Origin of the sequence: Halobaculum sp. XH14, from assembly GCF_032116555.1 — an archaeon.
Taxonomy (GTDB): domain Archaea; phylum Halobacteriota; class Halobacteria; order Halobacteriales; family Haloferacaceae; genus Halorarum; species Halorarum halobium.
The window spans coordinates 2,934,108-2,956,760 of record NZ_CP134949.1; the positions used below are offsets into that span (position 1 = coordinate 2,934,108).

The window sequence follows — 22,653 nt, forward strand, 5'->3', positions numbered from 1 at the left end:
CTCACTCGTCAAACCGGTCCATAGAGAGCGCTTCGGCGCCCATCAAAGGTTCTTTGTCTGCGAGCTGTCTCGCGATTGTTCTCCCTGCGGCCGGCGCCAACTGGATCCCGGAGGTACTGAATGCGACCAGTGCGAACCCGTCGACCGCGGTGGTGCTCGCAATCGGGTTCCCGTCCGGAGTCGCAGATCGAACGCCGACCCACTCGTCAACGACCGACGAATCGGCCAGTTCCGGGAGGATCGAGTCGATGGCTTCCCAGGCACCCGAACGAAGATCGTCCGGGACACGCTCTGGAACGTCGCTCGGCTGGAATTCAGTCGCCACGTCCCACCCACCTGGGTTGTTGCCGACCAGAACCGTTCCGTCCTCCTTGACGCCGCGGAAGCCGTAGCCAGTCTCCACCTCACTGATGCTCATCAGGGTGTGAGGAAGCGGACGCGGTGGTTTCAGTTTGAGGACGGGCGCAAGCGTGTGCCTGACAGGAATGTCGAGCCCAACCATTCGGGCAACCTCGACGTTCCATGGGCCGGCAGCTGAGACGACGCTATCAACGACGATCTCACTCTCGGCTGTCTGGATGGCAGTGACTTCCCCATCGCGAACCAAGATATCCTGAACCGGCGTGTGTTCGTGCACCTCGACTCCGTTGCTGCGGGCGCGGTTAAGAAACTCCGTGCAGATTTCCACCGGGGAAACGTACCCGACTTTCGGTCGATAGATCGCCCCTTCGATCGCCGAGTCATCGATGAGGGGGGCGGCGAGTAACTCCTTCAGCTCTGAGGGTTCGAGGAACTCCATGGGAATCTCGTCCGTGTTCGTGGTGAGTTTCGAGTCGTCGCTCGGCTCGCTGTCGGCCACTGAGCGACGAAGCCGAGTTGCCTCCTCGACGGACGTTGCGAGTCCGAGTCGGCCGATCTGTTCATACCGAATTGACGTGTCCGTTTCGGCCATGAATCGGTTGTAGAGCCCCATGGCGTATCGTTTCATCCGATACTGCACCGAATCCCCATAGTAGCCGAACAGCGCGAACGACTTCGCAGTCGTTTCGTTCGCGACTGACCCTCGTTCGAGGATCATGATCGACGCGTCCGTCAGTTCGCTGAGGTGGTACGCGACGCTCGCACCGGCAATTCCGCCACCGATGATAGCAACGGTTTCGTTGGACATGCGTACAGGACCACTACACGGCGCTCATATAGCTATTCGCCCGGCAGGCGAGCGCTGTACGGTTCGAGTAGGCGAGATGCTCGAGACCTGCTCGAAGATACTGTTTTGACACACTCAAAAGAATTCAGGAAATATCGACCCGAAATCGCGGGGTTCCCTCGGCTCGTACTTAACTGAAGGAATAGTACGATTATAGATATAGAAAATAAAATATACTGGAGAAGAATAAAATTCTGAATTTGATATTTCACACATATTTATAATGCTCCCGTCGCATGGGCCTCCATGGGTTCGAATTCACGGACGATCAAATCGGTCGAGAACGCGCTCGACATCATCGACGTACTGAAAGAGCGTGACGGGGCAACCCTCTCCGAACTCGCAGACAGCGTCGGCCTCTCTCCCGGGACCGTCCACACATATCTCACGACGTTTGCCCAGCAAGGGTACGTCGACAAACAGGGAGGAAACGAGTACGCACTCGATCTCGAATTCCTCCATCTCGGCTCTCACATCCGCGAACGGATTCCGATCTACAAACACGGAAAAAGTGCCGCGGACGAACTCGCATGGATTACGGGTGACGTCACCCAGCTCGCGGTTGAATCAGGCGGCGTCGTCCACATTCTGTACTCGACACGCGGAGACAAAGAGTCGCTGAAGGGACCGACCCCGAGCGGTGGAACCCTCCCGATGCACGTCACCGCTGCAGGGAAGGCAATCCTCGCGGAGCTGCCCGACGCGCACATCGAGTCGATCATCGACGAGCACGGGCTCGAGCCCTTCACGGAATACACGATCGCCGATCGAGCGGTCCTGGTCGACGAACTGTCATCAATTCGCGAGACCGGATACGCACGAAACGACGAGGAGCAAACGATCGGAGCGACGACCCTCGCAAAAGCCGTTCACCGACCGGATGGAAGCGTCGTTGGCTCAATCGGCGTGAGCGGAACTGTCGGCCGATTCGAGACGAAAGATACTGACACGCTGGTCAGCGAACTCACCGAAGCGGCAAATCAGATCGAGATCAATATTCACAACGAGATCGGATGACACGGCCCCCTGGCCGAGGCTGGGAACTCGGTTGTAATGCCCATTACAGCTGTATCGGTGTAATTACTGCACCAACTGGCCCGCATGATGAGAGAACACATAAGATGGAATTATACTATATTAGATAGTCATGACTGTTTCTATAGTAGAGATCTCGTCGGGGGTGTACTCCGGAATCGAAAGTCTCGGACCTGAAACTTCGATCTTCTCGATTGTACCTGATCTGGATTCTGAGAGTTGAAAAGGAGAATTCCGGAGAATATCACGGGTAGAACAGCTTAAGTGGCAGATTTGCCTTCCAGAATAATATTTTGGATGTAATTAATAGAAATATTATATTGAGGTGGACGAAGCACAAGAGCATCATGTTGAGGGGTGCACTCCATCGTGGAGCGCGTTACTCCGGGATGTTGACGCCGTTTATTTCGAATCGTGCACCGCCAGTCGGCCCTGACGTCGCCAGAATCGTCCAGCCGTGTGCCCTGGCGATCTGTCGAACGATCCCGGGTCCAAGACCAGTACCGTCCTCCGCGGAGGTATACCCACGGTCGAACACGCTCGCGCGTTCCTCGGGGGAATCCCTCGGTCGTCGTCTTCGACGTAGAATCCGCCCGACGGTGACCTGCACCTCCGCACCACCATGTTCGACGGCGTTCCGAAAGAAATTTTCGGCTTTGTTGAAATCCTATTAGTTCGACACTCTCGTCGCTGGAACGGCCGATGGGTAGGTTTGCGAAAGATAACAGTAGTTTCAATTCCTATTATTTCGGATATCTTCCTGCGTCCCTGAGACTGTTCCGTCCTCTCGGGGTCTATCCTCTATCTGACTTTGGTATACGTCAGGTCGAAACGTGTTCCCATTCAGTATTACTTATCAGTCATCGTGAATACGATTTCTTTATTCAGAGGGGTGGCTGAAAAATTAGTTCAGTCTGTTGCAACTGGCCCGACTGGGAGCACGAAGAGAAATCGCTCGTGGGAGTGGTTTGTATTAGGCTTCTGAAGTCGCGTTACCGTTGCAGCGGCGACCAAACAGTCTGGTACTTCGACGGGCAACCACACCGACCGTGAATCCGACTAGCCTTATCGGGATTCCCCACAGAAGAGCGAGGAACAGAGCAGTACTAAGAGTTTCTAACGGACCAACAGTTTCGAAGTGCATCGCTGTCGCACCGAAGAGTCGGTGAAGTTTACTCGGTGAAAAATGTTCGATTGTCATCCCATATCGAGCAAGACCGATGCCAAAAATCGGACCCATAACCAGAATAGTTGTCGGTGCCAATCCGGCTTTTTTGGCGCTTAAAGCCGCGGACACCGCTACAAGCAGAATGATACTGATAATCGCAACGGCCTGTGGACCTGTCCCGAACGCGCGTGCGACCCATTGTCCGGGAGTGAGGGCATCGCCTACCACCACGTGTTCGATATGACTGTAACCATACGTGGTGGATACGAGTAGACCCGTCACGATTGCCGATATGGGGGCACACAGGACTGCTATCGTCGACAGCTCTCGTCTTGTGCCGAAGATTCCGTTCCAGATGGACGTAAGCAGATGTCGGGTTGTGAGAGTACTTCTAATGGAGCGGCTTTCTGGAGGGATATCTTTCCCGGAGGGGATAGTAGCGGATATACTATTACCCTTATTATAGTTTTCCTGTCGTATCGATCACTCTCCCGTGAATCGATTCGCCGCATTCACAACGGCTGTTATCAGACGGTTCGTTCAGTTACGAAGTGGAAAATAACTACCCCGTGAACAGTTCTTGGCACCTGCGATCAGAACCCTCCCAGTCGAGGTGAGCAGCCACGCCGCGCAACCCCCCGCGTTTACCCGCTGGCGTCGAGACCGGATTCATTTTAGCCCGGACCGGGCGCTCGGGGTGCGGAGAGCGCCCGCACGCCCGGAATGGTCGGTCGCGAGCGACGCGGAGGGCGGCAGCGGCGAGCGGGGCGTGCCGTCTCGTACTATCTGTCCAGCCGGCCACGTCGCTCGGTGAGCCATCGACAGTCCTGGTGGACTCAGAACGGGCGAGGCCGCCTGATATCGCTCGTAGAGCTGGTGGACCTCGTCGTCGACCGCCGCCGCGCGTTCTGCGACCGATTTCGGCAGGTCGAGCGCGCCCGTCATCCGTATCAGTTCGCCACAGGCGTGTGCGAGATTCCGCTCGGCTATCGAGTCGAACCGGGCGCGGTTGTGTTCGCGACGCAGCCGGCAGAGTTGGGCGCGTTTTCGGCGTGTGAGCCCGCTGTTCGAGTCACCCGAACCAAAGCCGATCCCGGTGGAGCGTCCGCGATTCTAAGCTCGCGGACCAGTACATTACAGTCATAGGACTGTAATCATTAAGATGGTATTGCCCCAGTGGGGAGAACACACTGTCCGACAATATCGGACGTTCGGGCGGTGGGACGCGCTCCGGAGGTGAAACAGAATTACCTTTGTATGGGCCACGAAGACGAATGATCCGAACGACAATTGCTCGAAATATGTCTCATCCCAGCCCAAGAAGAGACTGGCTGAACGGATCTGGTCCGATAATACCGAAAGCACACGACGTGCCAAGTCGGTACGCGACTGCCACATGGTTTCGAGTGGTACAGGCCTCAACCAGTTAGTGGTGTGATCTCGGGACGACATGGAGTGATACCCTTTGAGGATGGATACGGTAGCGATTTCCAGCAGTACTCCCTAGTTGATCGTCCGAAAGTGAAAGAGACTCCTCGATAATCGCTAGACTGCGATTGGAAAAGATCGAAGGAAGAACAGAGGTGATGTCCCCGTATGAAGGGTCGTTGAATCCAAACTGTACGACATTACCGGATGCGATAGTTTCCTGGCTACAGAACAACAGTTCCAAAACGCTGGATTATCCCGTGCATTTTCTCGTGGCCAATGTTACAACCCACCCTGCCGAGAGATAAAGAGTTATATGATATAGACATCAATCCGACTGTATCCAGGTCGCCCCTGCTAACCAGACAGACATGAAAGCGATTGTGCAGACGGCAGCTGAGGAGGTAAGGGTAGAGGATCGTGACAAACCGACGCCTGGCCCAGACGGAGTACTCGTTCAAGTCCACTCCGCAGGGCTCTGTGGAAGCGACGCCGGGGCCTATAGCTACGAGGGTGGGTACGAGTGGATTCCAGTCCCTCGGATAATGGGCCACGAGTACTCGGGCGAAGTCGTCGCCGTCGGCGATAACGTTGACCGGTTTGAGATTGGACAAAAGGTCGTCGAAGAGCCAATTCACCACTGCGGTCACTGTTTCCAGTGCCAGAACGGGCAGGAGAACGTGTGCCAAAACTTCTCGATTACTGGGATGCACACCGACGGCGCGTATGCTGAGTACACGACAGTTGAGCAGCGCCATCTCCACGCCGTTCCCGAGTCAGTGCCCCTTGAGTATGCAGCAGTCACGGAACCGACGAGCATTGCGACCAGAGCGGTCTTGGAGCAATCACGTCTCAAGCCCGGTGACACGGTCCTCGTGGAGGGCCCTGGACCGATCGGCATACTAACCGCGGTGATCGCGGACTCCATCGGCGCGAACGTAGTCGTGTCAGGCCTCAATAAAGACGCGAAGTATCGGCTTCCGCTCGTCGAACAGCTGGGGTTGGCGACGGTGAACATAGAGGAGCGAGAGTTGGAGTCGATCGTCGACGAACGAACTGATGGCCTCGGGTTCGATCTCGTGTTCGACGCGACGGGGCATCGAAGTGGCGTTGAACTCGCCATCGATGGGGTTCGAAAAGGCGGCCAGGTTGTCGTTGTTGGGATTCCGGCTTCAGCAAGCGAACTCTTTTTCGCTCCGCTTGTCCGGGGAGAGATCGATATGAATACTTCGTACGGGTCAAAGTGGCGGAATTTTGAACAGGCGCTCCGCCTGATGGAGAACGACACGATCGATATCGAGGGAATAATCGATACGTCGTGGGACGTGGAAGATGCCGGTGCGGCGTTCGATGCCTTCCTCGCCTCCGAGACGTGCAAGCCGGTGTTTCAATTCACGGACGAATAGCGTCAATAGAGATCATTCGAACGGTAGCCGTCGTGTTGGTGCGGTCCGTTCCTCGGAGATGGTCCCCCGAGACCATCGCAGTTTTCTCGATAGAGCCGTTCGAGACGTCTTCGACGGCGTCGATACCTCGCCGCTCCACAAAGACTTAAGTCACTGTTACGCGCAATCATGGGATACGGGCAGCGCCCGGGTGCACGATGGAAATTACCGACATATCCGTAACGAAAGTGAGTACCGACTCTTGGGGCGAGTTCGTTGAATTCCCCCTCGTTACCGTGATGAGCCAGTTCGACGAATACCGAAACTCAGACGGAGACAATCCGCAAGCCCGACGCAACTGGATGGGGCCAGTTGGTGACGTGGTCGTAGAAGTCGAAACGGACGCAGGGATTACCGGGACAGGTCACGGGAACTGGGCGACCGGCGCCATCGAGACCATAGTCGAAGAGACGCTCTCGAAGCTCGTCGTCGGGGAGGACCCGGGCGAGCGCGAGCGACTCTGGGATATGATGTACCGGGCGACGATTCCATTCGGCCGCAAGGGGGCCGCCGTCGAGGCCATCAGCGCCGTTGACCTCGCACTCTGGGACATCGCGGGCAAGGAAAGTGGAAAGCCGGTTTATGAGTTGCTCGGCGGCCCGGTGAAGGACGAGATCCCCTGTTATGCGAGCAATCTCCATCCCGTCGACATGGAGACGCTCGAACGAGAAGCGATGGAGTATGCCGAGAACGGATTCGAGGTGATGAAACTTCGTTTCCGACACGGACCCGAGGCCGGCCGTAAAGGGATGAAAGAAAACGAACAGATCGTCGAGACTGTTCGAGACGCTGTCGGCGACGAGATCGAGATTGCCGGTGACGTATACATGGGCTGGACGGTCAAGTACGCCAAGCGCATGGTCGACCGCCTCGAACCGTATGATATGGCGTGGATCGAAGAGCCTGTTATCCCGGACGACATCGATGGATACGCGGAAGTCAGAGAGGCGGCGCCGATGCCAATCTCCGGTGGGGAGCACGAGTTCACCCGCTGGGGCCACAAGGAACTTCTCGAGCGCGACGCCGTCGACATTCTCCAGCCGGATGTTCACCGCTGTGGTGGCCTAACGGAACTGCAGCGAATCGATGCCTTGGCGAGCACACACGGCGTCCCAGTCATCCCGCACACGGGGACGAATCCACACCTTCACTTCATCGCCGCGTCCAGAAACGCCCCGATGGCCGAGTACTTCCCGATTCCGGAGTGGTACCGGGAGCAACAAGAGGAGAAGGAGTCGACGTACGCAGATGCGATATACGCCGATCCGCCAAACGCCGAGAACGGCGTTATTCCGCTCCCGACGGGTACCGGCCTGAGTGCCGAACTCAACCGTGAAGCCCTGGACCACTTCGCCGTCGAGTAACTATGTCTGAAATCAGCTTCGAGTACAACATACCAGTGTTCGCCGGCGCGCCAGAGAGCGGGTCGGAGCCGGTACACCGTGACACGCCCTGTTATGAGGAACTCAGTTGGAGCCGCACGAAAACGGCGGTTCAGAAGGCCGAACGACTCGGATTTGAGACCGTCTGGGCACCGGATCATCTCATGCTCGGCCGCGACCACGCCGAGTACGAGTGCTGGACGCTCCTGTCGGCCATCGCCGGGTTCACCGACGACGTTAACGTTGGGTCGCTGGTGTTGTGTAATGACTACCGGAATCCGGCGCTCGTTGCCAAGATGGCCGCGACGCTTGATGTCGTCTCCGAAGGCCGCCTCGAGCTCGGTCTCGGTGCGGGATGGCACGAGCCCGAATACGACGCATACGGGTGGGAGTTCCGTGATGGCTTCGAGCGATTGATGCGCCTGGATGAGGCCATTCGGGCAATGAAGCGTCTCTGGTCGGCGGGCAGTGAAGGAGCGAGTTTCGACGGCGATCACTACCAGATCGAGGACGCCTACTGTGTCCCGGCACCGGTACAGGAGCCGCACCCGCCAATCCTCGTCGGCGGTCAGGGCGAGGAGGTGACGCTCAAACTCGTCGCGAAGCATGCCGACGTTTGGAACACTGACGTGTTCAACGGCGATGTGGACACGCTGACCCACAAGACCGGCGTCATCGAAGACCACTGCGAGACGGTCGGTCGTGACCCGGATGAGATCGAGTATTCGTGGGACGGTCACGTCATCTGTACCCGCGATGAGACGAAGCTCGATCGGCTACTCAACCGGATGCTACCAATTCAATTCGAGACTGAGTACACCGACCAACCTGACATCGAAACGAAGGAAGACGCCCGCGAGTACTTCGTCATGGGGACGCCAGAGGAGTGTGCTGCGGCCATCGAAGACCGCATCGAGGTTGGCGTCACCAAGTTCCAGGGGTGGTTCGTCGACTTTCCCGACGCCGACGGGATGGAACTGTTCGCCGACGAAGTCATCCCGGAGTTCACCTGAGGGAACTGCCCGCGTTCGCGTCGATATTGGCGACAGAGTACGCGAGTGATCCCGCCCAATCACGCGTCTACATCCGACGCCAACACCCGTTCTACCCTCCCCTGGATCACCGATAACGAGACCAACTTGCCGGCCACTGTGTCGCTCTCGGTTCGACCTGCGTTTGGCCCAGAAGGAAGGGGGACGTAATCCAGCGCGCTACGACTCCTTGTCGGTGATCGATGCCGTGGATGCTTCCACGTATGCCGGTTCGAAGATGGTGTCCCAATCTTCACGGAAGATATCATCTTTTGCTTCGCGGACAATCTGTTGGGCACCATCTGACAGAGGATATTCCACCTCGTCGAAGAGTATCGCCGATTCGATGCGCAAATGTCCCAGTACGAAGTCGCGAGCGGCCGCTTCGGGGACACCCATTTCGACCGCTGTGTCGAGCCCTTCTCGGATGATCGTAAGACAGGTCGCAGTGAGTGTTTCCCCGAGAGCCGGTTCCAGGATGGCCATCTGCTCGGTGGTCAAACGATGGGCCTCGTCGACCGGGGCGTAGATGTCTCTCGCTATCGACTCCCCGACGTCGTAGTCCGATTCCGGCCCTTGTTCCAGCGCACAGACGATGTTTTGTTCCGCCAGACCGCGTCCCCCGAAGAGGTCGGCCTGGGCCTCTCGGTCGGTTTCCGTTGCGAAGAGTTGCGGGTGACACGGATGGCTGATGAAATACGTCACGTCGTCGCGTTCGTGCAAGACTCCCGCATGCGCGGCGGCGGGATCGAGTAGGAAGATGACCGTCCCTGCATCAAGGTGGGGAACTATCTCTTCGGTCAGGTCGCTGATTACCGTATCCGGAACTGCGAGGATCACGACGTCCGCCCCGGGGAGCGCCTCATCCTGGGACATCGGGGAGAGACCCCGTTCGGAAAGACGTTCGTGCCCTTCGGTACTCGGTTCGACACACCGGAGGTTGTAACTGGACACTCCGCCCAACTGGTCGACGATCCGGCATCCCATTTTGCCGCCGGCTCCCATGACTGTAATGGTGGTTGGCATGACGATATCGTCCATTGACTCAACGGGTATTTATAATCTTGCGTTCCTCACAGCTCGACCCGCGAGTCTCGTACTGCTGCTGGCACATCCTCGGGCACCCACTCTCGACTGATTCGACCTCCACCGACCCTGTTCACCGGTAGATATAAATTCGAATCTTCGGATTTTCCGAACGGCAATGACTGACGACTCGCCGGCAGAGACGAAACAAGTACCGGATACGCTCCTCTTGGAGGATCACGCAAAGCTGGGACTGAACGCACTCACTGGCTACGTTGACCAGCGACGGGATCACATGCCCTATTTCTACGCCAATCTGAAGGCTGACCCGGCGAAACTGTGCCACTCCCGATGGGATTACGGTTCGTCCGTAGGTCGTCTCACATCGTCGTTCGCACTTGCACGAGAGATGACGAAGAGCGACGACGGGGCAGACGTGGAGGAGCGCCTCCGTGAGAAGCTCCTCGATTTCTTCGAGGATGACGGTCTCAACTATCGCCAGGGGTCGGAATCGTACGAAAAGGTCGCGAACATGCACGACCAACGCTCAGTGCTTCTCGGTCTGGTTGGGTGGGCCCTTTCAACCGACAGCGAGGAACCCCGTGAGGCCGCCGCAGATCTCTGTGCCGGTCTCAAGCGGATCGCAGAGAAGGGGAACAATCACGATGTCGACAAGGATGACTTCTGGTACTTCCCTTCGGCCGAACATCCCCGTGGCGGCTGGCAAGCCGACGATATGATCTACCTCGGCATGTCGGTCGACCCTGCACACACGAGCGCTCGCATGATCGACCCGCTCGTGAAATTTTACGAACTCACGGGCAATCAGGACGCGCTCGATCTGGCAGAAAACTTCGCCCGCCACACCGTCGAGTACAGTGGCGCCTTCAACGCCGACGGGAGCTTCAACGACGGCCACGAGTTCCGATTCGGTCACTTCCACAGTCGGACGGTCAGTGTCGCGTCCATTGCCCGCTACGGAGCCATCACCGGTGACGCGTCCTACCTCACTTGGGCGGAGAACATCTACGACTGGATCCTCGATCAGGGGACGGCATTCGGCTGGTTCCCGGGAGCACTCATCGAGACCAAGGCCCACCACCACGAAACCTGCACCCTCACCGACATCATCGAGATCGGTATCACGCTCGCACGGAACGGGTACGAGGAGTACTGGGACGACGTCGAGCGCTTCGTCCGAAATCACCTGGTCGAAACGCAACTCACGGAAAACGACTGGATCGTTGAGGGGGAGGAGTCGATGAACGACGAGGAGTGCGTCTTCACAGACGTTGGAGAGCGCTCGCTCGGGGCGTTTCCGGGATGGGCCGCTCCGCACGATTTCGTCTGTGACGTTGACCACATGAACGACATCATGACGTGTTGTGTCGCCTCCGGCGTTCGCGGACTGTTCCTGGCGTGGGACAACGCCGTCACCGACGAAGGAGACCACCTCGCGGTAAATCTGCTCGTGAACCGCCAAACCGAGCAACTGGACGTCGAAAGTTACCTCCCCCACCACGGACGACTCGAACTCACAGCCAACGTCGATCTTGACGAGGTTCGTGTTCGCATCCCCCAATGGGCTGAGAATTCGGAGGTGCTGCTCGAGCGGGAGGATGACGAGCAGACCCCCGAATGGCGCGGGACGTTCGTCACCGTTCCCGACCTGGCAGAGGACGAATCCGTCACGATCACCTTCCCGGTCAAGGAACGGGAATCGACCGAAGCCGCCTGGAATCGTGACTTCGCCGTCGACTGGCGCGGAGACTCCGTCCGCTCCATCTCTCCGTCGGGAACGCATTACCCGCTATACGCCGATCGAGAAGTGTACGACGACGTTCCGATGCGAACTGTCTCGACCGACCGTCGACGGACCTTCAGTTGGTGAACCGAGTGGATCTGAACGGACTCCCTCCAGTGGGGCCGGAGTCGCGATCTGTGGCCGTCCACTGATCCATTGCCACCTGTTCTGTCTCTCACAGCACACGGAACCCCCCGTCGTGAGTACCGGTGAAGAAATAGCAAGCAATCCGAATATTTATGAACGGTCATAATACTTATATGGGTTGCTATAGAGTACCAAGATGTAGCCATGCAAGAGGATTCACCTCTTAGTCGACGTAGAGCACTGCAGGCAATGGTTGCCACGGGGGTTCCACTGGCCGCCGGTTGTCTCGGCGGAGGCGACGGCACCGAGACGCCCGACAGTTCCGGTGGAGGTTCAAACAGTGACGGCAACGGCGAATCGGATTCGAATGACAATCAAGGAGGCAACTCCAACACGGAGATCAACTTCTGGGCGAAAGAACCCTCTCTCGAGGAGTTTATCCGGGAGCTGGCGAACGATTACGATGGGGCGCAGGTGGACACCAGTATCGTCCCCGAAGCTGACCTCGCCACGGAACTCAACTCCGCCCGGGCGGCGAACACCCTTCCGAACGTCGTTCAGTCCGCGATGGTGACGGGCCAGTTGATGGTGGAAAACGACATCACCGCGAACGAGCAGGCGACCCAGATCATCGAGGATCTGGGGGAAGACGACTTTTACGATCAGGCGCTCGCTCTCGTCAGCGCACCTGACGGTGGGTACTTCTCCGTCCCACACAGTATCGACATTCAGACGCTCGGGTGGCGAACGAGCAAGTTCGAGGAGGTCGGTCTCTCGGAACCGCCGACGTCGTGGGAAGGGATCGAGGCCGCAGCCGAAGCCTTCCACGATCCAGACAATGACGAGTACGGGATCGGGATCGGAAGCGCCCACCACCGCTTCACTCGGCAGTGTTTTCAGCCGATCGCGCTCTCGAACGGCGCGCGCGTGTTCAACGAGGACGGCGAGATCATCTTCGACAATCCGGAGATGGTCGAGGCGATCGAGTTCTACGCGATGCTCCAGAGCGAATACGGTATCCCCGGCGATCACGACCACGTGCCGGTGTTCAACGCCTACGTGGACGAAACCATTCACTTCCTGTCCTTCTCGTCGTACATCCTCGGGTTGATCACCGACAACGGTGGCGAAGAGATGGCGCGTGACACGAATGCTGCGTTCACGCACAGCTCCAGCAACGGTGAGGCGGCCGCGGGTAACGCGACGCTGTTCACCGTCTTGGACTCGAACGCACAATCCCAACTCACCGCCTCCGAGGGCTTCGTCGAGTACATGTACACGGGCGATGCGTACGTGGAGTGGCTGCACGACAACCTGGGCGCGTTCGGTCCGACACGCAAGTCGGTCTTCGAGAGCGACGCCTACCAGGACCACGACAACTGGGACATCTGGGAAGAGGATCTGCAGGAGCGACAAGAGGTAATGGATTCGACGCTCCAACGGTTCGGCATCGTTAACGGAACACCCCAGACTGGGATCGGCGCTATCACGAGCCAACTCCTGATCGCCGAAGCGGTCAGTCGAGCCATCGACGGCGAAAACGCGAGCGACGTCGCTTCAGAAGTTGCAGACAAGATGCGAAACGCTATAGAATAAAGACGTCCTCCCCCTATACTGCAATGAACCTTATTACAAACGCGTTTCCGGTACTCGGAATCAGAAATCCGCGGAACATGACGATCGAGGAAAAAGAGAAGTTCCTCGGTTATGCGCTCATCCTTCCGTCCATCCTCCTGGTGGGGATCGTGATCATCTACCCCCTGGTGTTCAACGCGTACCTCAGTTTTACCGAGGTGCCGTTGAACCCGGCAGAGTCACCAACGTGGGTGGGACTCTCGAACTATGACTCGCTCCTCCAGAGTTCCCAGTTCTGGGATTCATTCAAAACGACGATCATCTTCACGTTCTTCTCGGACCTGTTCGCGCTGCTGATCGGATTAGCTGCCGGACTGCTGCTTCGGCGACAGTTTCGGGGAAGGCGGTTCGTCAGAGGACTCGTCCTGCTACCGTTCATCACGCCGGTGATCGCAGTGACGTTCACCTGGCAGTGGATGTTCGAACCCGTATACGGCGTCTTCACGATGTTGTACACCACCCTCACCGGTGCGTCGACAGCTCCTGATATTCTCGGTCAAAGCGACACTGCGGTGTGGGTCGTTATCCTCTACAGCTCGTGGCGGTATTACCCGTTCGCCTTCCTGATGTTGATCGCCCGTCTCCAGGCGATTCCCGGGGAAATGTATGAAGCGGCGAAGATCGACGGGGCCAGTCGTTTCTCACAGTTCAAGGACATCACGTTTCCCGAGATCAAGTACATCCTCGGAACCATCTTCATCCTCCGGTGGGTGTGGAACTTCAACACGTACGCGGACGTCTGGCTCGTCTCAAGCGAGGTGACGACACTGCCCATCTTCACCTATCAAACCGCATTCTCGACCTTCGAACAGGGCATGGCATCGGCCATCTCAATGATCCTGTTCGTGTTCTTGATGATCTTCGTGTTCGTTTACGTCTCGGTGGTGATAGAATGGTAAACGACGACGCCCAGACGGACGGGGGCCGATCGATCGAGGACGGATCGCCCCTCGCGACAGTACTCCACAACACCAGGTCCGCGTTCGCCATGGTGTTCAAGCGCCAGAGCATCGAGCAAAGCATCTGGGAGAAACTGGCGTTCTACGCCGGAATCGTGGGCTTGCTCGTGTTCACGCTGTTCCCGTTCTACGTGATGCTCCTGACGAGCATTACCTCGAGTGCCGAACTCTACTCGATTCCGTTCGACATCGTCCCGGAGACGTACACACTCGACCACTACAGCTACGTCCTGCTGTCCGAGGATTTCCCGTTCCTCACCTACTTCACCAACTCGTTCATCGTCGCCTCGGTAACGAGTGGTCTGGCGGTGATCGTCGCGACGTTCGGCGGGTATAGCTTCGCCCGACTCGACTATCCGGGACGGAAACTCATCGCTCGCCTCGTGTTGGTCGTCTACCTCTTCGGCGGGATCGTCCTCGTCGTCCCGCTCTTTCGCGTGATCGCCGCACTGGGCCTCATCGACACGCTGGGCAGTCTGATGATCACCTATCTCGTCATCGTCTTACCGCTATCACTGTATCTCCTGGGGAACTACTTCAGGAGCATCCCCGAGGAGATAGAGGAGGCGGCCTTGGTCGACGGCTACTCGCGATTGGAGACGATTTTCTACATTACGCTCCCGCTTAGCGCACCCGCAATCGTCGCCGTGTTCCTGTTCGCGTTCATCATCGCGTGGAACGATTACTTGTTCGCGAGCATCTTCCTCGACTCCCCCGAGAAGTACACCCTCATCATCGGGGTCGAGTATCTGAACGTCCAGTACACGCGGGTTTGGGGTCGAATCATGGCGGCATCGGTGGCGACGAGCGCCCCGATCATCGTCTTCTTCCTCTACCTGGAGAAGTACCTCGTCGAAGGACTTACCACCGGGGGAGTGGAGGGCTAATCAAATGAGCGAGGAGAAACACCAGTCCACGTTGCTCCAAGAACGGGACGGTGATGCATTCGAGTCGGGTGAGAGTGCCGCCGTCGAACTCGCTGACGTCAGGAAAGAGTACGGAGACATCGTCGCAGTCGACGACATCGATCTCCGGATCGAACCGACCGAGTTTTTCGTGTTACTCGGCCCGTCCGGCTGTGGCAAGACGACCACCCTCCGAATGGTCGCCGGGCTCGAAACACCGACTAGTGGTCGTATCTCGATCGGGGACGAGGAGGTCACTGACATGCTCCCCCGCCACCGTGACATCTCGATGGTGTTCCAGAGTTACGCGCTGTATCCACACAAGACCGTCAAGGAGAACCTCCGGTTTCCATTGAACAAGATGGATCTCTCGTCGGCCGAGAAAGCCGACCGAATCGCTGCAACGGCGGAGATGCTCGAGATAGACGACCTCCTCGAAAAAACTCCAGGGCAGTTGAGCGGCGGACAACGACAACGCGTCGCCGTCGGTCGGACCGTCGTCAGGGAACCGAGTGTATTCCTGATGGATGAACCGCTGAGCAACCTTGATGCCAAACTACGCGTCCAGACCAGGAGCGAACTGCGACAACTCCAGCAGGAACTCGAGACGACCACGCTGTACGTGACCCACGACCAGGAGGAGGCGATGAGTCTCGCCGACCGGATGGCGATCATGAACGACGGCGACATTGAACAGGTCGGGACGCCCCAAGAGATCTACGAGTCGCCGACGAACGCGTTCGTCGCTGGCTTCCTCGGGGAACCCGCAATTAACTTCCTCCCCGTGACCGATCGGACCGGAGGCAAGATCGTCGTCGGGAGCCTTCCCACAGGCGTGTTCGGAGATACGTTCCCGGTGGAGACAGAGCGGTTCGGCATCCGGCCAGAAGACATCGACGTCCTGGACTCCATGGACGGCGAGTGGGAAGACGTCGACGGGAAGAGCGCTCCCGTGGAGTTCACGGTACGATTCATCGAACCGCTCGGGAACTCATACGAAATCGAACTCACGAGAGAGGAAACCTCGTTGAAGGCTCACACTGTCGATCTGCCCGCCTCCGTCGAAGAGGGCTCGACAGTTCCGATCGTCTTCGACCTGCAGAACGTGCTCGCCTTCGATGCGAACGGCGATACCATCACTACGGAGGAATAATCCATGGCGAACGTCACTCTCGACGGGATCACAAAGATCTACGACGACGCGAAAGGGACGGAAAGGGCGGTAGACGACATATCACTGGCGGTCGACGAGGGAGAACTCCTCGTGCTCGTCGGCCCGAGCGGTTGTGGAAAGAGTACGACGCTCCGGTTGATAGCCGGCCTCGAGGCCGTGAGTCAGGGGGCTATCGAGTTCGATGAATCCGAGGTCCAGACGCTGACCCCGAGCGACCGGAACGTCGCAATGGTGTTCCAGAACTACGCGCTCTATACGAAGATGACCGGCGAGCAGAACATCGAGTACGGGTTGAAACACTCGATGGACATCCCGGAATCGGAACGGAAACGGCACGTTCACGAGACCGCTGAACTCCTCGGTATCGATGATCTCCTCGACGACCTGCCCGCAGAGATGAGTGGCGGACAGAAACAACGAATCGCGCTCGCCAGAGCCATCGTTCGCGACCCTGCCGTGTTCTTGCTGGACGAACCGCTGAGTAACCTCGATGCGAAGCGGCGTGCCCAGATGCGGACCGAAGTCCAGCGAATTCACGAGGAGATCGATGTAGCCACGATCTACGTGACCCACGACCAGAAGGAGGCTATGACGATGGCCGATCGCCTCGCCGTCATGAACGACGGGGAAATCGAACAAATCGCACCCCCTGAGGAGGCCTATGACGACCCGAACAACCGCTTTGTCGCCACGTTCCTGGGTAGTCCGGCGATGAATGTTCTCGAGTGTGAAACGGAGCGACGTGGCGAGGAGGTGCAGTTGATCAGTTCGGCGAACAAGCGACCACTCCAGCACCTCCCGCGGGAACTGGTCCCGGAGGAGTACGACCGGAGTCACCTCGACGTCGGTTTGCGCCCGGAGGACCTCAAGTTATCCACGGACACCAACGAGTACCCCGCGAACGCCGAAGTCGTCGTCTCCGAGTACCAGGGGAAGGAGAACTTCGTCTACCTCGACTTCGACGGCATCGAGTTGACCGTCCGAACCGGCGACGGTACCGATCTGCGGCAAGGAATGACGGTGAGTTTCACCGTCGCGCCGGCGAACGTCTACCTCTTCGACCCCGATTCGGGAACGTCCCTGAAGACGCGCTCAGCCGTGCGGGAACCGGCGATCGTCGACTGATCGAACGATGATGGCTCAGTTTCGAAGGTTCGGCGTTACTGAGACGCACCCATAACTGAGTCAGGATCCTTCCTCGACGCCGAAGAAACCGTCGCGACGACCGGTCGCGAACTGCTCCACGAGGCACTCATTTTCGGGAGCGGCGGGACCGTGCGTGTCCAAGACGGCGATCGGTCGCCGTCAATCCCTCTTGATCCATACGCGGATGTCACACCCGAGGACGCCCCTGCGCCCGGATTCAGTACCGGACACGTGCCATCGGCGACCCGGCAGTGCGAGACGACGCCGTCGCCGAGTCGTCGACGACGTTCACCAAGAATACGGACAGTAGCAATTCTTATCACCCTCCGTCGAGACCAGAAAACGTCACATGAGCAGTGTATGCTTCTTCCACACGGGAGCAGTGCTAACGGAGACGTTCGACGAACTAGCATCGGAATACATTCCGGACACCGAGTACTACCACATGGTAGACGAAAGCGTCATCGACGAGTTGCTCTCGGAGGGCGCGTTGACGCCCGGGATCACACAACGGATCTGCTCACAACTCACGCTCGCCGAGCAGGCGGGGGCGGACGTCGTCCTTGATACCTGCTCGAGCACATCCCCCGCGGTGAACGTGGCCCGGCAAATCGTCGATATTCCGATCGTCAAGATAGACGATCCGATGACGGAACGGGCAGTCGAAGTCGGTGACCGGATCGCAGTGATCGCGACGGCGGCGTCGACACTCGAACCGAGCACTGAACTGGTCGAGCGCAAAGCAGCCCGGACCGACAGACCCATCGAGATTCAGTCGTCGCTCGTCGACGACGCGTTCGAAGCACGCCAGAACGGTGAGACGGAGCGTCACGACCGGCTCGTCACCGAACGCGCTCGCGAGGTCGCGGACGACGTCGACGTGATCGTGCTGGCGCAGGCGTCGATGAGCCACCTCGAGAACGAACTGTCTGAAGAGACTGGCCTGACGGTGCTCTCAAGCCCCGACTTAGCGATGGAGCGGATCGCAGACATCGCCCACTCGTCGTAGCGTCCGCGTCCTCCCCGGCTGGACGTGTTATGAACACCGGGCGAAAGCCGCCAGGATGGTCAAAAGTTATGAGACTCGAATCAGTCATGGAGAGGTATACCACGCATGGAGAGAATTAGGGCCCGCTATCGGATAGAGACACCATATCCACTCGACGAAGCAGCAGCAGCGATAGCCGGTGAACAGTCCTCGGGAACGTTCGTCGACGTCCCCGCCGAGACGGAGTCGCTCCAGGAACGACACGGCGCCACGGTCGAGGAGATAACCGAACTCGAAACAGTCGAGGAACCGACCCTCCCTGGCGCACGCACGCCGGCGGAGATCGACGATTCGGACGGGTATCGCCGTGCGGAAGTCGTCGTCTCGTATCCCGGGGAAAACGTCGGAACGTCGCTCCCGAATCTGGTGACGACTGTGGGCGGAAACCTCTTCGAACTCCGCCATTTCTCCGGACTCCGGCTGTTCGACATCGACGTGCCAGCCGCACTGGCAGATGCGTACCCGGGTCCGCAGTTCGGTATCGAGGGCACGCGTGAGATCGTCGACGTGTACGACCGGCCGCTCATCGGGACGATCATCAAACCCAGTGTGGGCCTCTCTCCGGCGGAGACCGGTGAGCTCGTCGGGGAGTTGCTAGAGGCGGACCTCGATTTCATCAAGGACGACGAACTCATCGCAAGCCCGCCGTACTCGCCCGTCAAGGACCGCGTGACCGCGGTGATGGGGGCTATCGACTCGTATCGAGATGAGACGGGCAACGAAGTGATGTACGCCTGTAACATTACAGGCGACGTGGACGAGATGCTCGAACGACATGACGCCGTCGTCAACGCGGGCGGCAACTGCGTCATGGTGAGTATGAACAGCGTGGGGCTGTCTGCACTGACTGAACTCCGCAAGCACGCGGACGTCCCCATTCACGCCCACCGGAACGGCTGGGGTGCACTTTCACGCTGTCCCGAACTCGGATACGAATATCAGGCGTATCATCAGTTCTTCCGACTGGCTGGAGCAGACCAGATGCACGTCAACGGCATCCGGAACAAGTTCTGTGAATCCGACGAGTCCGTGATCAAGTCCGCGAAAGCGGTGCAGACGCCCATCGCGTCGGACGACGACGTCGCGATGCCCGTGTTCTCGTCGGGACAGTGGGCCGACCAGGCGGCCGATACCCACGAGGCGCTCGGGAACGTCGACTTACTGTACCTCGCCGGCGGCGGCATCCTCGGTCATCCGGACGGTCCCGCGGCGGGCGTGGATCACCTCAAACAGGGATGGGAGGCCGCCATGAAGGGCATCCCGTTAGACGAACACGCCAAGGACCACCAAGAACTACGCGTGGCCCTCGATCACTACGAGAGACGATGACGGACACTGACCTCCTCCTCGCCTACTACGGCGACGATATCACCGGGTCGACGGACGCACTGGAAGGGCTGGCGCGAAATGGCGTCCGGGCAGTCCTCTTCCTCGCCCCGCCCGACTCCGACGACCTCGACGAGTTCGACGGGATTCAGGCGGTGGGCGTCGCGGGACGCAGTCGTTCGATGACGCCGGACGAGATGGACGAGACCTTGCCGTCGGCGTTCGAGTCACTCGCAGCACTTGACCCGCCGCTCGTCCACTATAAGGTATGTTCGACGTTCGATTCAGCCCCCGAAATCGGAAGCATCGGCCACGCGATAGACCTCGCCCAGGACGTCTACGACTCACCGTTCGTCCCCGTATCACAGGGCTCGACGGTTCCACACGGCCGGTACGTCGCGTTCGGGAACCTATTTGCGGTCCAGGACGGGACGCCGTACCGGATCGACCGTCATCCGACGATGAGCGACCACCCGGTGACGCCCATGTCGGAGAGCGACCTCCGTCGCCATCTGGCAGAACAGACCGACCGGTCGATCGGCACCGTCGACGTTCGCAGTTTGGCGACCGTCGACTCGGCAGTCGACTCTCTCGACGAAGCGACGGACAACCACGAGATCGTCGTGTTCGACGGGATCACGACCGATCACCTCGAGACGATTGGACGGGTCCTCTGGGACCGGGCGACGAGCGAGTCCGATCCGCTGTTTGCCGTCGGGTCGTCCGGCCTCGAACACCACGCGCTGTCGAGCCGATGGGACGCGCTCGGAGAGATCGACCGCTCCCAGTCCGTTCTCGAGCCACGGTCCCCCGTCGACCGGATCGCGGTGATGTCCGGCAGTGCCTCGCCGGTGACTGCCCGTCAAATCGAGGTCGCCGCGGAGACCGGATTCACTATCATCGATCTCGAGACGGCACGTCTCGTCGACCCCGCAGAAGCGGCGGACGCGCGCGCGATCGCCGTCGAAGCTGCGGTTCAGGCCATCGACGGCGGCCAGAGCGTCGTGCTCGCGGCCGCTCGCGGCCCTGACGATGCCGCAATCGCCGAGACACGACTACGATTCGAATCGGTCGATAGCGACGAGACGCTCGGTGCGGTACTCGGTCGGGAACAGGGCGAAATCTTCCGTCGCGTGCTCGAGGAGACCGGAATCGAACGCGCCTGTGTAGCCGGTGGTGATACGAGTGGCTTCGTCGTGCCAGCACTGGACGTCACGGCGCTAGAGCCCATCGCGCCAACCGCCCCGGGTGCTCCTCTGTGTCGCGCCGCGAGCAATGACCCAACGTTCGATGGCCTCGAGTTATCGCTCAAGGGCGGTCAGACCGGCGACGATGACTACTTCGAACTCGTCCGACGGGGCGGTGTCCCCGCGGAGTAAGGCGTCCCGACGTACCGACGCTGCTGATCGAACGAATCGTCACCCCCGGTTCGAAGACAGCCACGCGACGTCTCGTCCGTTCCGGTTCCGGGATCCCTCTCGTTGAACCCATGGTATCGTCGGGGTGCCGACGTACGTTCTGACGGTCGATGAGAGTCCCGGACGATAGATCCCAATCCGGATGGTGATGAATCTGTTACGTCCCGTTCTGCGTCGACGGTAGTGTTTCAGTGAGCGAACACCATTGGTATCCATCAGGCACCGAAAGGCATATCGTGAGCAGATGAAACTAATTTCCATGGATATTGTCGTTACGGGCGCCGTTGGACAGACGGGGAGCTGGACCGTGGACCATTTCGCTGATATGGGATACGAGGTACTGGGCCTCGACCTACGGCGACCGCCTGGTGACCGGTCGAACGTCGATTTCCGTCCGGCAGACGTGACCGACCAGGGCGATGTCCTCGAATTCATCCTCGACGCTGACCCCGACACAGTGATTCACTTCGGGGGACTACGAAGCGATCGCGGCTCGGACAACGCGATCTTTCACACGAACGTCCAGGGGACGTACAACGTATTAGAAGCGGCCGGACGGACGGACGCGAACGTGATCTGGGCCTCCAGCGAGGCCGCATACGGTCGGTTCCTCCCGGACAATCCGGTCGAATACCTCCCGATCGATGAATCACATCCGGTGCGACCGAAGAGACCGTACGGCACGTCGAAACTCCTCGGCGAAGAGGCCGGCAAAGCGGCGTCCAGACGATACGGGATTTCCGTCGTCTCACTGCGAGCGACTTACATCCGCTACCCCGGTGAGTACTGGACGGGGATACTCGAATCCGACGACGAAGATCGACTTGGCGAGTCCGGAAATCTCTGGAGCTACGTCGACATTCGCGACGTACTCGCCTTCATCGAGGCGGCCATCGAGACCGACCTCGACGGGCACGAGGCGTTCAACGTCTCTGCCGTCGATAACCGTGCCGGTGCCCCTACACGGTCCATCGTCAAAGCGATGTACGGTGACCTGCCCGACCGTTGTGACATCTCCGGCGAAGAGTCAATCTACTCGATCGAGAAGGCCCGCAACCTTCTCGATTGGACGCCCGCGCACCGATGGCGGACCGCGGCTGAGGAGGAATCTTACACCCCCTCCTTCCTAGAGTGATCAATGGGGTCGCCGGGGCCTCCGCACTGATACTCACGAACGAGACAATGTTCGACGAGAAGGGGAACGGTGCATTGGTGTTGCGCAGCGCCGAGCGGATCTCCGTTCAGGTTCGGATGCACGCCGGCGGCGGGTTCCACTCGGTCGATCGAGTCACCGAACGAACGACTCGAAAGCCGTTGTCAATCGAGGACGTTCGATCACCGCCTCCTTCGAGTCGTGGTCACTGATCCCGCCCGACGTGCTCGGTGTCAACCTCGATTACGACCCGAAAGGCCGAACCATCCGACCGTG

At 58.9% G+C, this 22,653-nt stretch carries 18 protein-coding genes and 1 pseudogene; 14 read left to right on the forward strand and 5 right to left on the reverse strand.

Annotation, left to right across the window (positions count from 1 at the left end):
• Position 1: 1 nt before the first annotated feature.
• Positions 2–1,168, reverse strand: coding sequence for an NAD(P)/FAD-dependent oxidoreductase (locus RJT50_RS14995; RefSeq protein ID WP_313692371.1), 1,167 nt, complete (start codon positions 1,166–1,168; stop codon positions 2–4).
• 285 nt (positions 1,169–1,453) lie between these two features.
• Between RJT50_RS14995 and RJT50_RS15000 the strand changes: the two genes are divergently transcribed.
• Positions 1,454–2,224 (forward strand): IclR family transcriptional regulator, encoded by a 771-nt coding sequence (locus RJT50_RS15000; protein WP_313692372.1) that lies wholly within the window; start codon positions 1,454–1,456, stop codon positions 2,222–2,224.
• Positions 2,225–2,621: 397 nt separating this feature from the next.
• Here the strand turns inward: RJT50_RS15000 and RJT50_RS18700 are convergent.
• The 3 genes and pseudogenes from RJT50_RS18700 to RJT50_RS18775 all read right to left on the reverse strand — a co-directional run.
• A pseudogene (locus RJT50_RS18700) lies at positions 2,622–2,882 on the reverse strand (sensor histidine kinase); the annotation flags it as partial.
• A 333-nt stretch (positions 2,883–3,215) separates the two neighbouring features.
• Entirely contained in the window at positions 3,216–3,890 is a 675-nt protein-coding gene (locus RJT50_RS18770; RefSeq protein ID WP_484494642.1) for a DUF8071 domain-containing protein, read from the reverse strand.
• Positions 3,891–4,079: 189 nt separating this feature from the next.
• Positions 4,080–4,355 carry a hypothetical protein gene (locus RJT50_RS18775; RefSeq protein ID WP_484494634.1) on the reverse strand — a complete coding sequence of 92 codons (276 nt, stop codon included), beginning with the start codon at positions 4,353–4,355 and terminating at the stop codon, positions 4,080–4,082.
• Positions 4,356–5,209: 854 nt separating this feature from the next.
• Here RJT50_RS18775 and RJT50_RS15005 point away from each other — a divergent pair.
• The 3 genes from RJT50_RS15005 to RJT50_RS15015 all read left to right on the forward strand — a co-directional run bounded on the left by RJT50_RS15005 (position 5,210) and on the right by RJT50_RS15015 (position 8,678).
• Positions 5,210–6,244 (forward strand): zinc-dependent alcohol dehydrogenase, encoded by a 1,035-nt coding sequence (locus RJT50_RS15005; RefSeq protein ID WP_313692374.1) that lies wholly within the window; start codon positions 5,210–5,212, stop codon positions 6,242–6,244.
• A 197-nt stretch (positions 6,245–6,441) separates the two neighbouring features.
• Positions 6,442–7,647, forward strand: a complete 1,206-nt coding sequence (locus RJT50_RS15010) for an enolase C-terminal domain-like protein (protein ID WP_313692375.1) — start codon at positions 6,442–6,444, stop codon at positions 7,645–7,647.
• A gap of 2 nt (positions 7,648–7,649) precedes the next feature.
• A complete protein-coding gene (locus RJT50_RS15015; protein WP_313692377.1) occupies positions 7,650–8,678 on the forward strand; it encodes a TIGR03560 family F420-dependent LLM class oxidoreductase in 1,029 nt (342 codons plus the stop codon).
• A gap of 198 nt (positions 8,679–8,876) precedes the next feature.
• On the opposite strand, the gene RJT50_RS15020 is transcribed toward RJT50_RS15015, so the two are convergent.
• Positions 8,877–9,737, reverse strand: coding sequence for a phosphogluconate dehydrogenase C-terminal domain-containing protein (locus RJT50_RS15020; protein WP_313692379.1), 861 nt, complete (start codon positions 9,735–9,737; stop codon positions 8,877–8,879).
• 163 nt (positions 9,738–9,900) lie between these two features.
• Here RJT50_RS15020 and RJT50_RS15025 point away from each other — a divergent pair, with 163 nt between their 5' ends.
• From RJT50_RS15025 to RJT50_RS15070, 10 genes are all read left to right on the forward strand, one after another.
• Positions 9,901–11,613, forward strand: coding sequence for a beta-L-arabinofuranosidase domain-containing protein (locus RJT50_RS15025; RefSeq protein WP_313692381.1), 1,713 nt, complete (start codon positions 9,901–9,903; stop codon positions 11,611–11,613).
• A gap of 204 nt (positions 11,614–11,817) precedes the next feature.
• Complete coding sequence (locus tag RJT50_RS15030; protein ID WP_313692382.1) at positions 11,818–13,209, forward strand: ABC transporter substrate-binding protein; 1,392 nt, start codon at positions 11,818–11,820, stop codon at positions 13,207–13,209.
• A gap of 77 nt (positions 13,210–13,286) precedes the next feature.
• Complete coding sequence (locus tag RJT50_RS15035; RefSeq protein WP_313692384.1) at positions 13,287–14,147, forward strand: carbohydrate ABC transporter permease; 861 nt, start codon at positions 13,287–13,289, stop codon at positions 14,145–14,147.
• Positions 14,141–15,094, forward strand: a complete 954-nt coding sequence (locus tag RJT50_RS15040) for a carbohydrate ABC transporter permease (protein WP_313692385.1) — start codon at positions 14,141–14,143, stop codon at positions 15,092–15,094. The genes RJT50_RS15035 and RJT50_RS15040 overlap by 7 nt, the downstream gene beginning before the upstream one ends.
• Before the next feature lie 4 nt (positions 15,095–15,098).
• A complete protein-coding gene (locus RJT50_RS15045; RefSeq protein ID WP_313692386.1) occupies positions 15,099–16,265 on the forward strand; it encodes an ABC transporter ATP-binding protein in 1,167 nt (388 codons plus the stop codon).
• 3 nt (positions 16,266–16,268) lie between these two features.
• The gene (locus tag RJT50_RS15050; RefSeq protein WP_313692387.1) at positions 16,269–17,411 is read left to right on the forward strand and encodes an ABC transporter ATP-binding protein; all 1,143 of its coding nucleotides are present in this window, start codon (positions 16,269–16,271) and stop codon (positions 17,409–17,411) included.
• Positions 17,412–17,781: 370 nt separating this feature from the next.
• A complete protein-coding gene (locus tag RJT50_RS15055) occupies positions 17,782–18,441 on the forward strand; it encodes an aspartate/glutamate racemase family protein (RefSeq protein WP_313692389.1) in 660 nt (219 codons plus the stop codon).
• Positions 18,442–18,546: 105 nt separating this feature from the next.
• The gene (locus RJT50_RS15060) at positions 18,547–19,809 is read left to right on the forward strand and encodes a ribulose-bisphosphate carboxylase large subunit family protein (protein WP_313692391.1); all 1,263 of its coding nucleotides are present in this window, start codon (positions 18,547–18,549) and stop codon (positions 19,807–19,809) included.
• On the forward strand, positions 19,806–21,185 hold the full coding sequence (locus tag RJT50_RS15065; protein WP_313692392.1) for a four-carbon acid sugar kinase family protein: 1,380 nt from the start codon (positions 19,806–19,808) through the stop codon (positions 21,183–21,185). Before RJT50_RS15060 ends, RJT50_RS15065 begins: the two co-directional genes overlap by 4 nt.
• A 298-nt stretch (positions 21,186–21,483) precedes the next feature.
• Complete coding sequence (locus tag RJT50_RS15070) at positions 21,484–22,359, forward strand: NAD-dependent epimerase/dehydratase family protein (RefSeq protein WP_313692394.1); 876 nt, start codon at positions 21,484–21,486, stop codon at positions 22,357–22,359.
• The last annotated feature ends 294 nt before the right edge of the window (positions 22,360–22,653 follow it).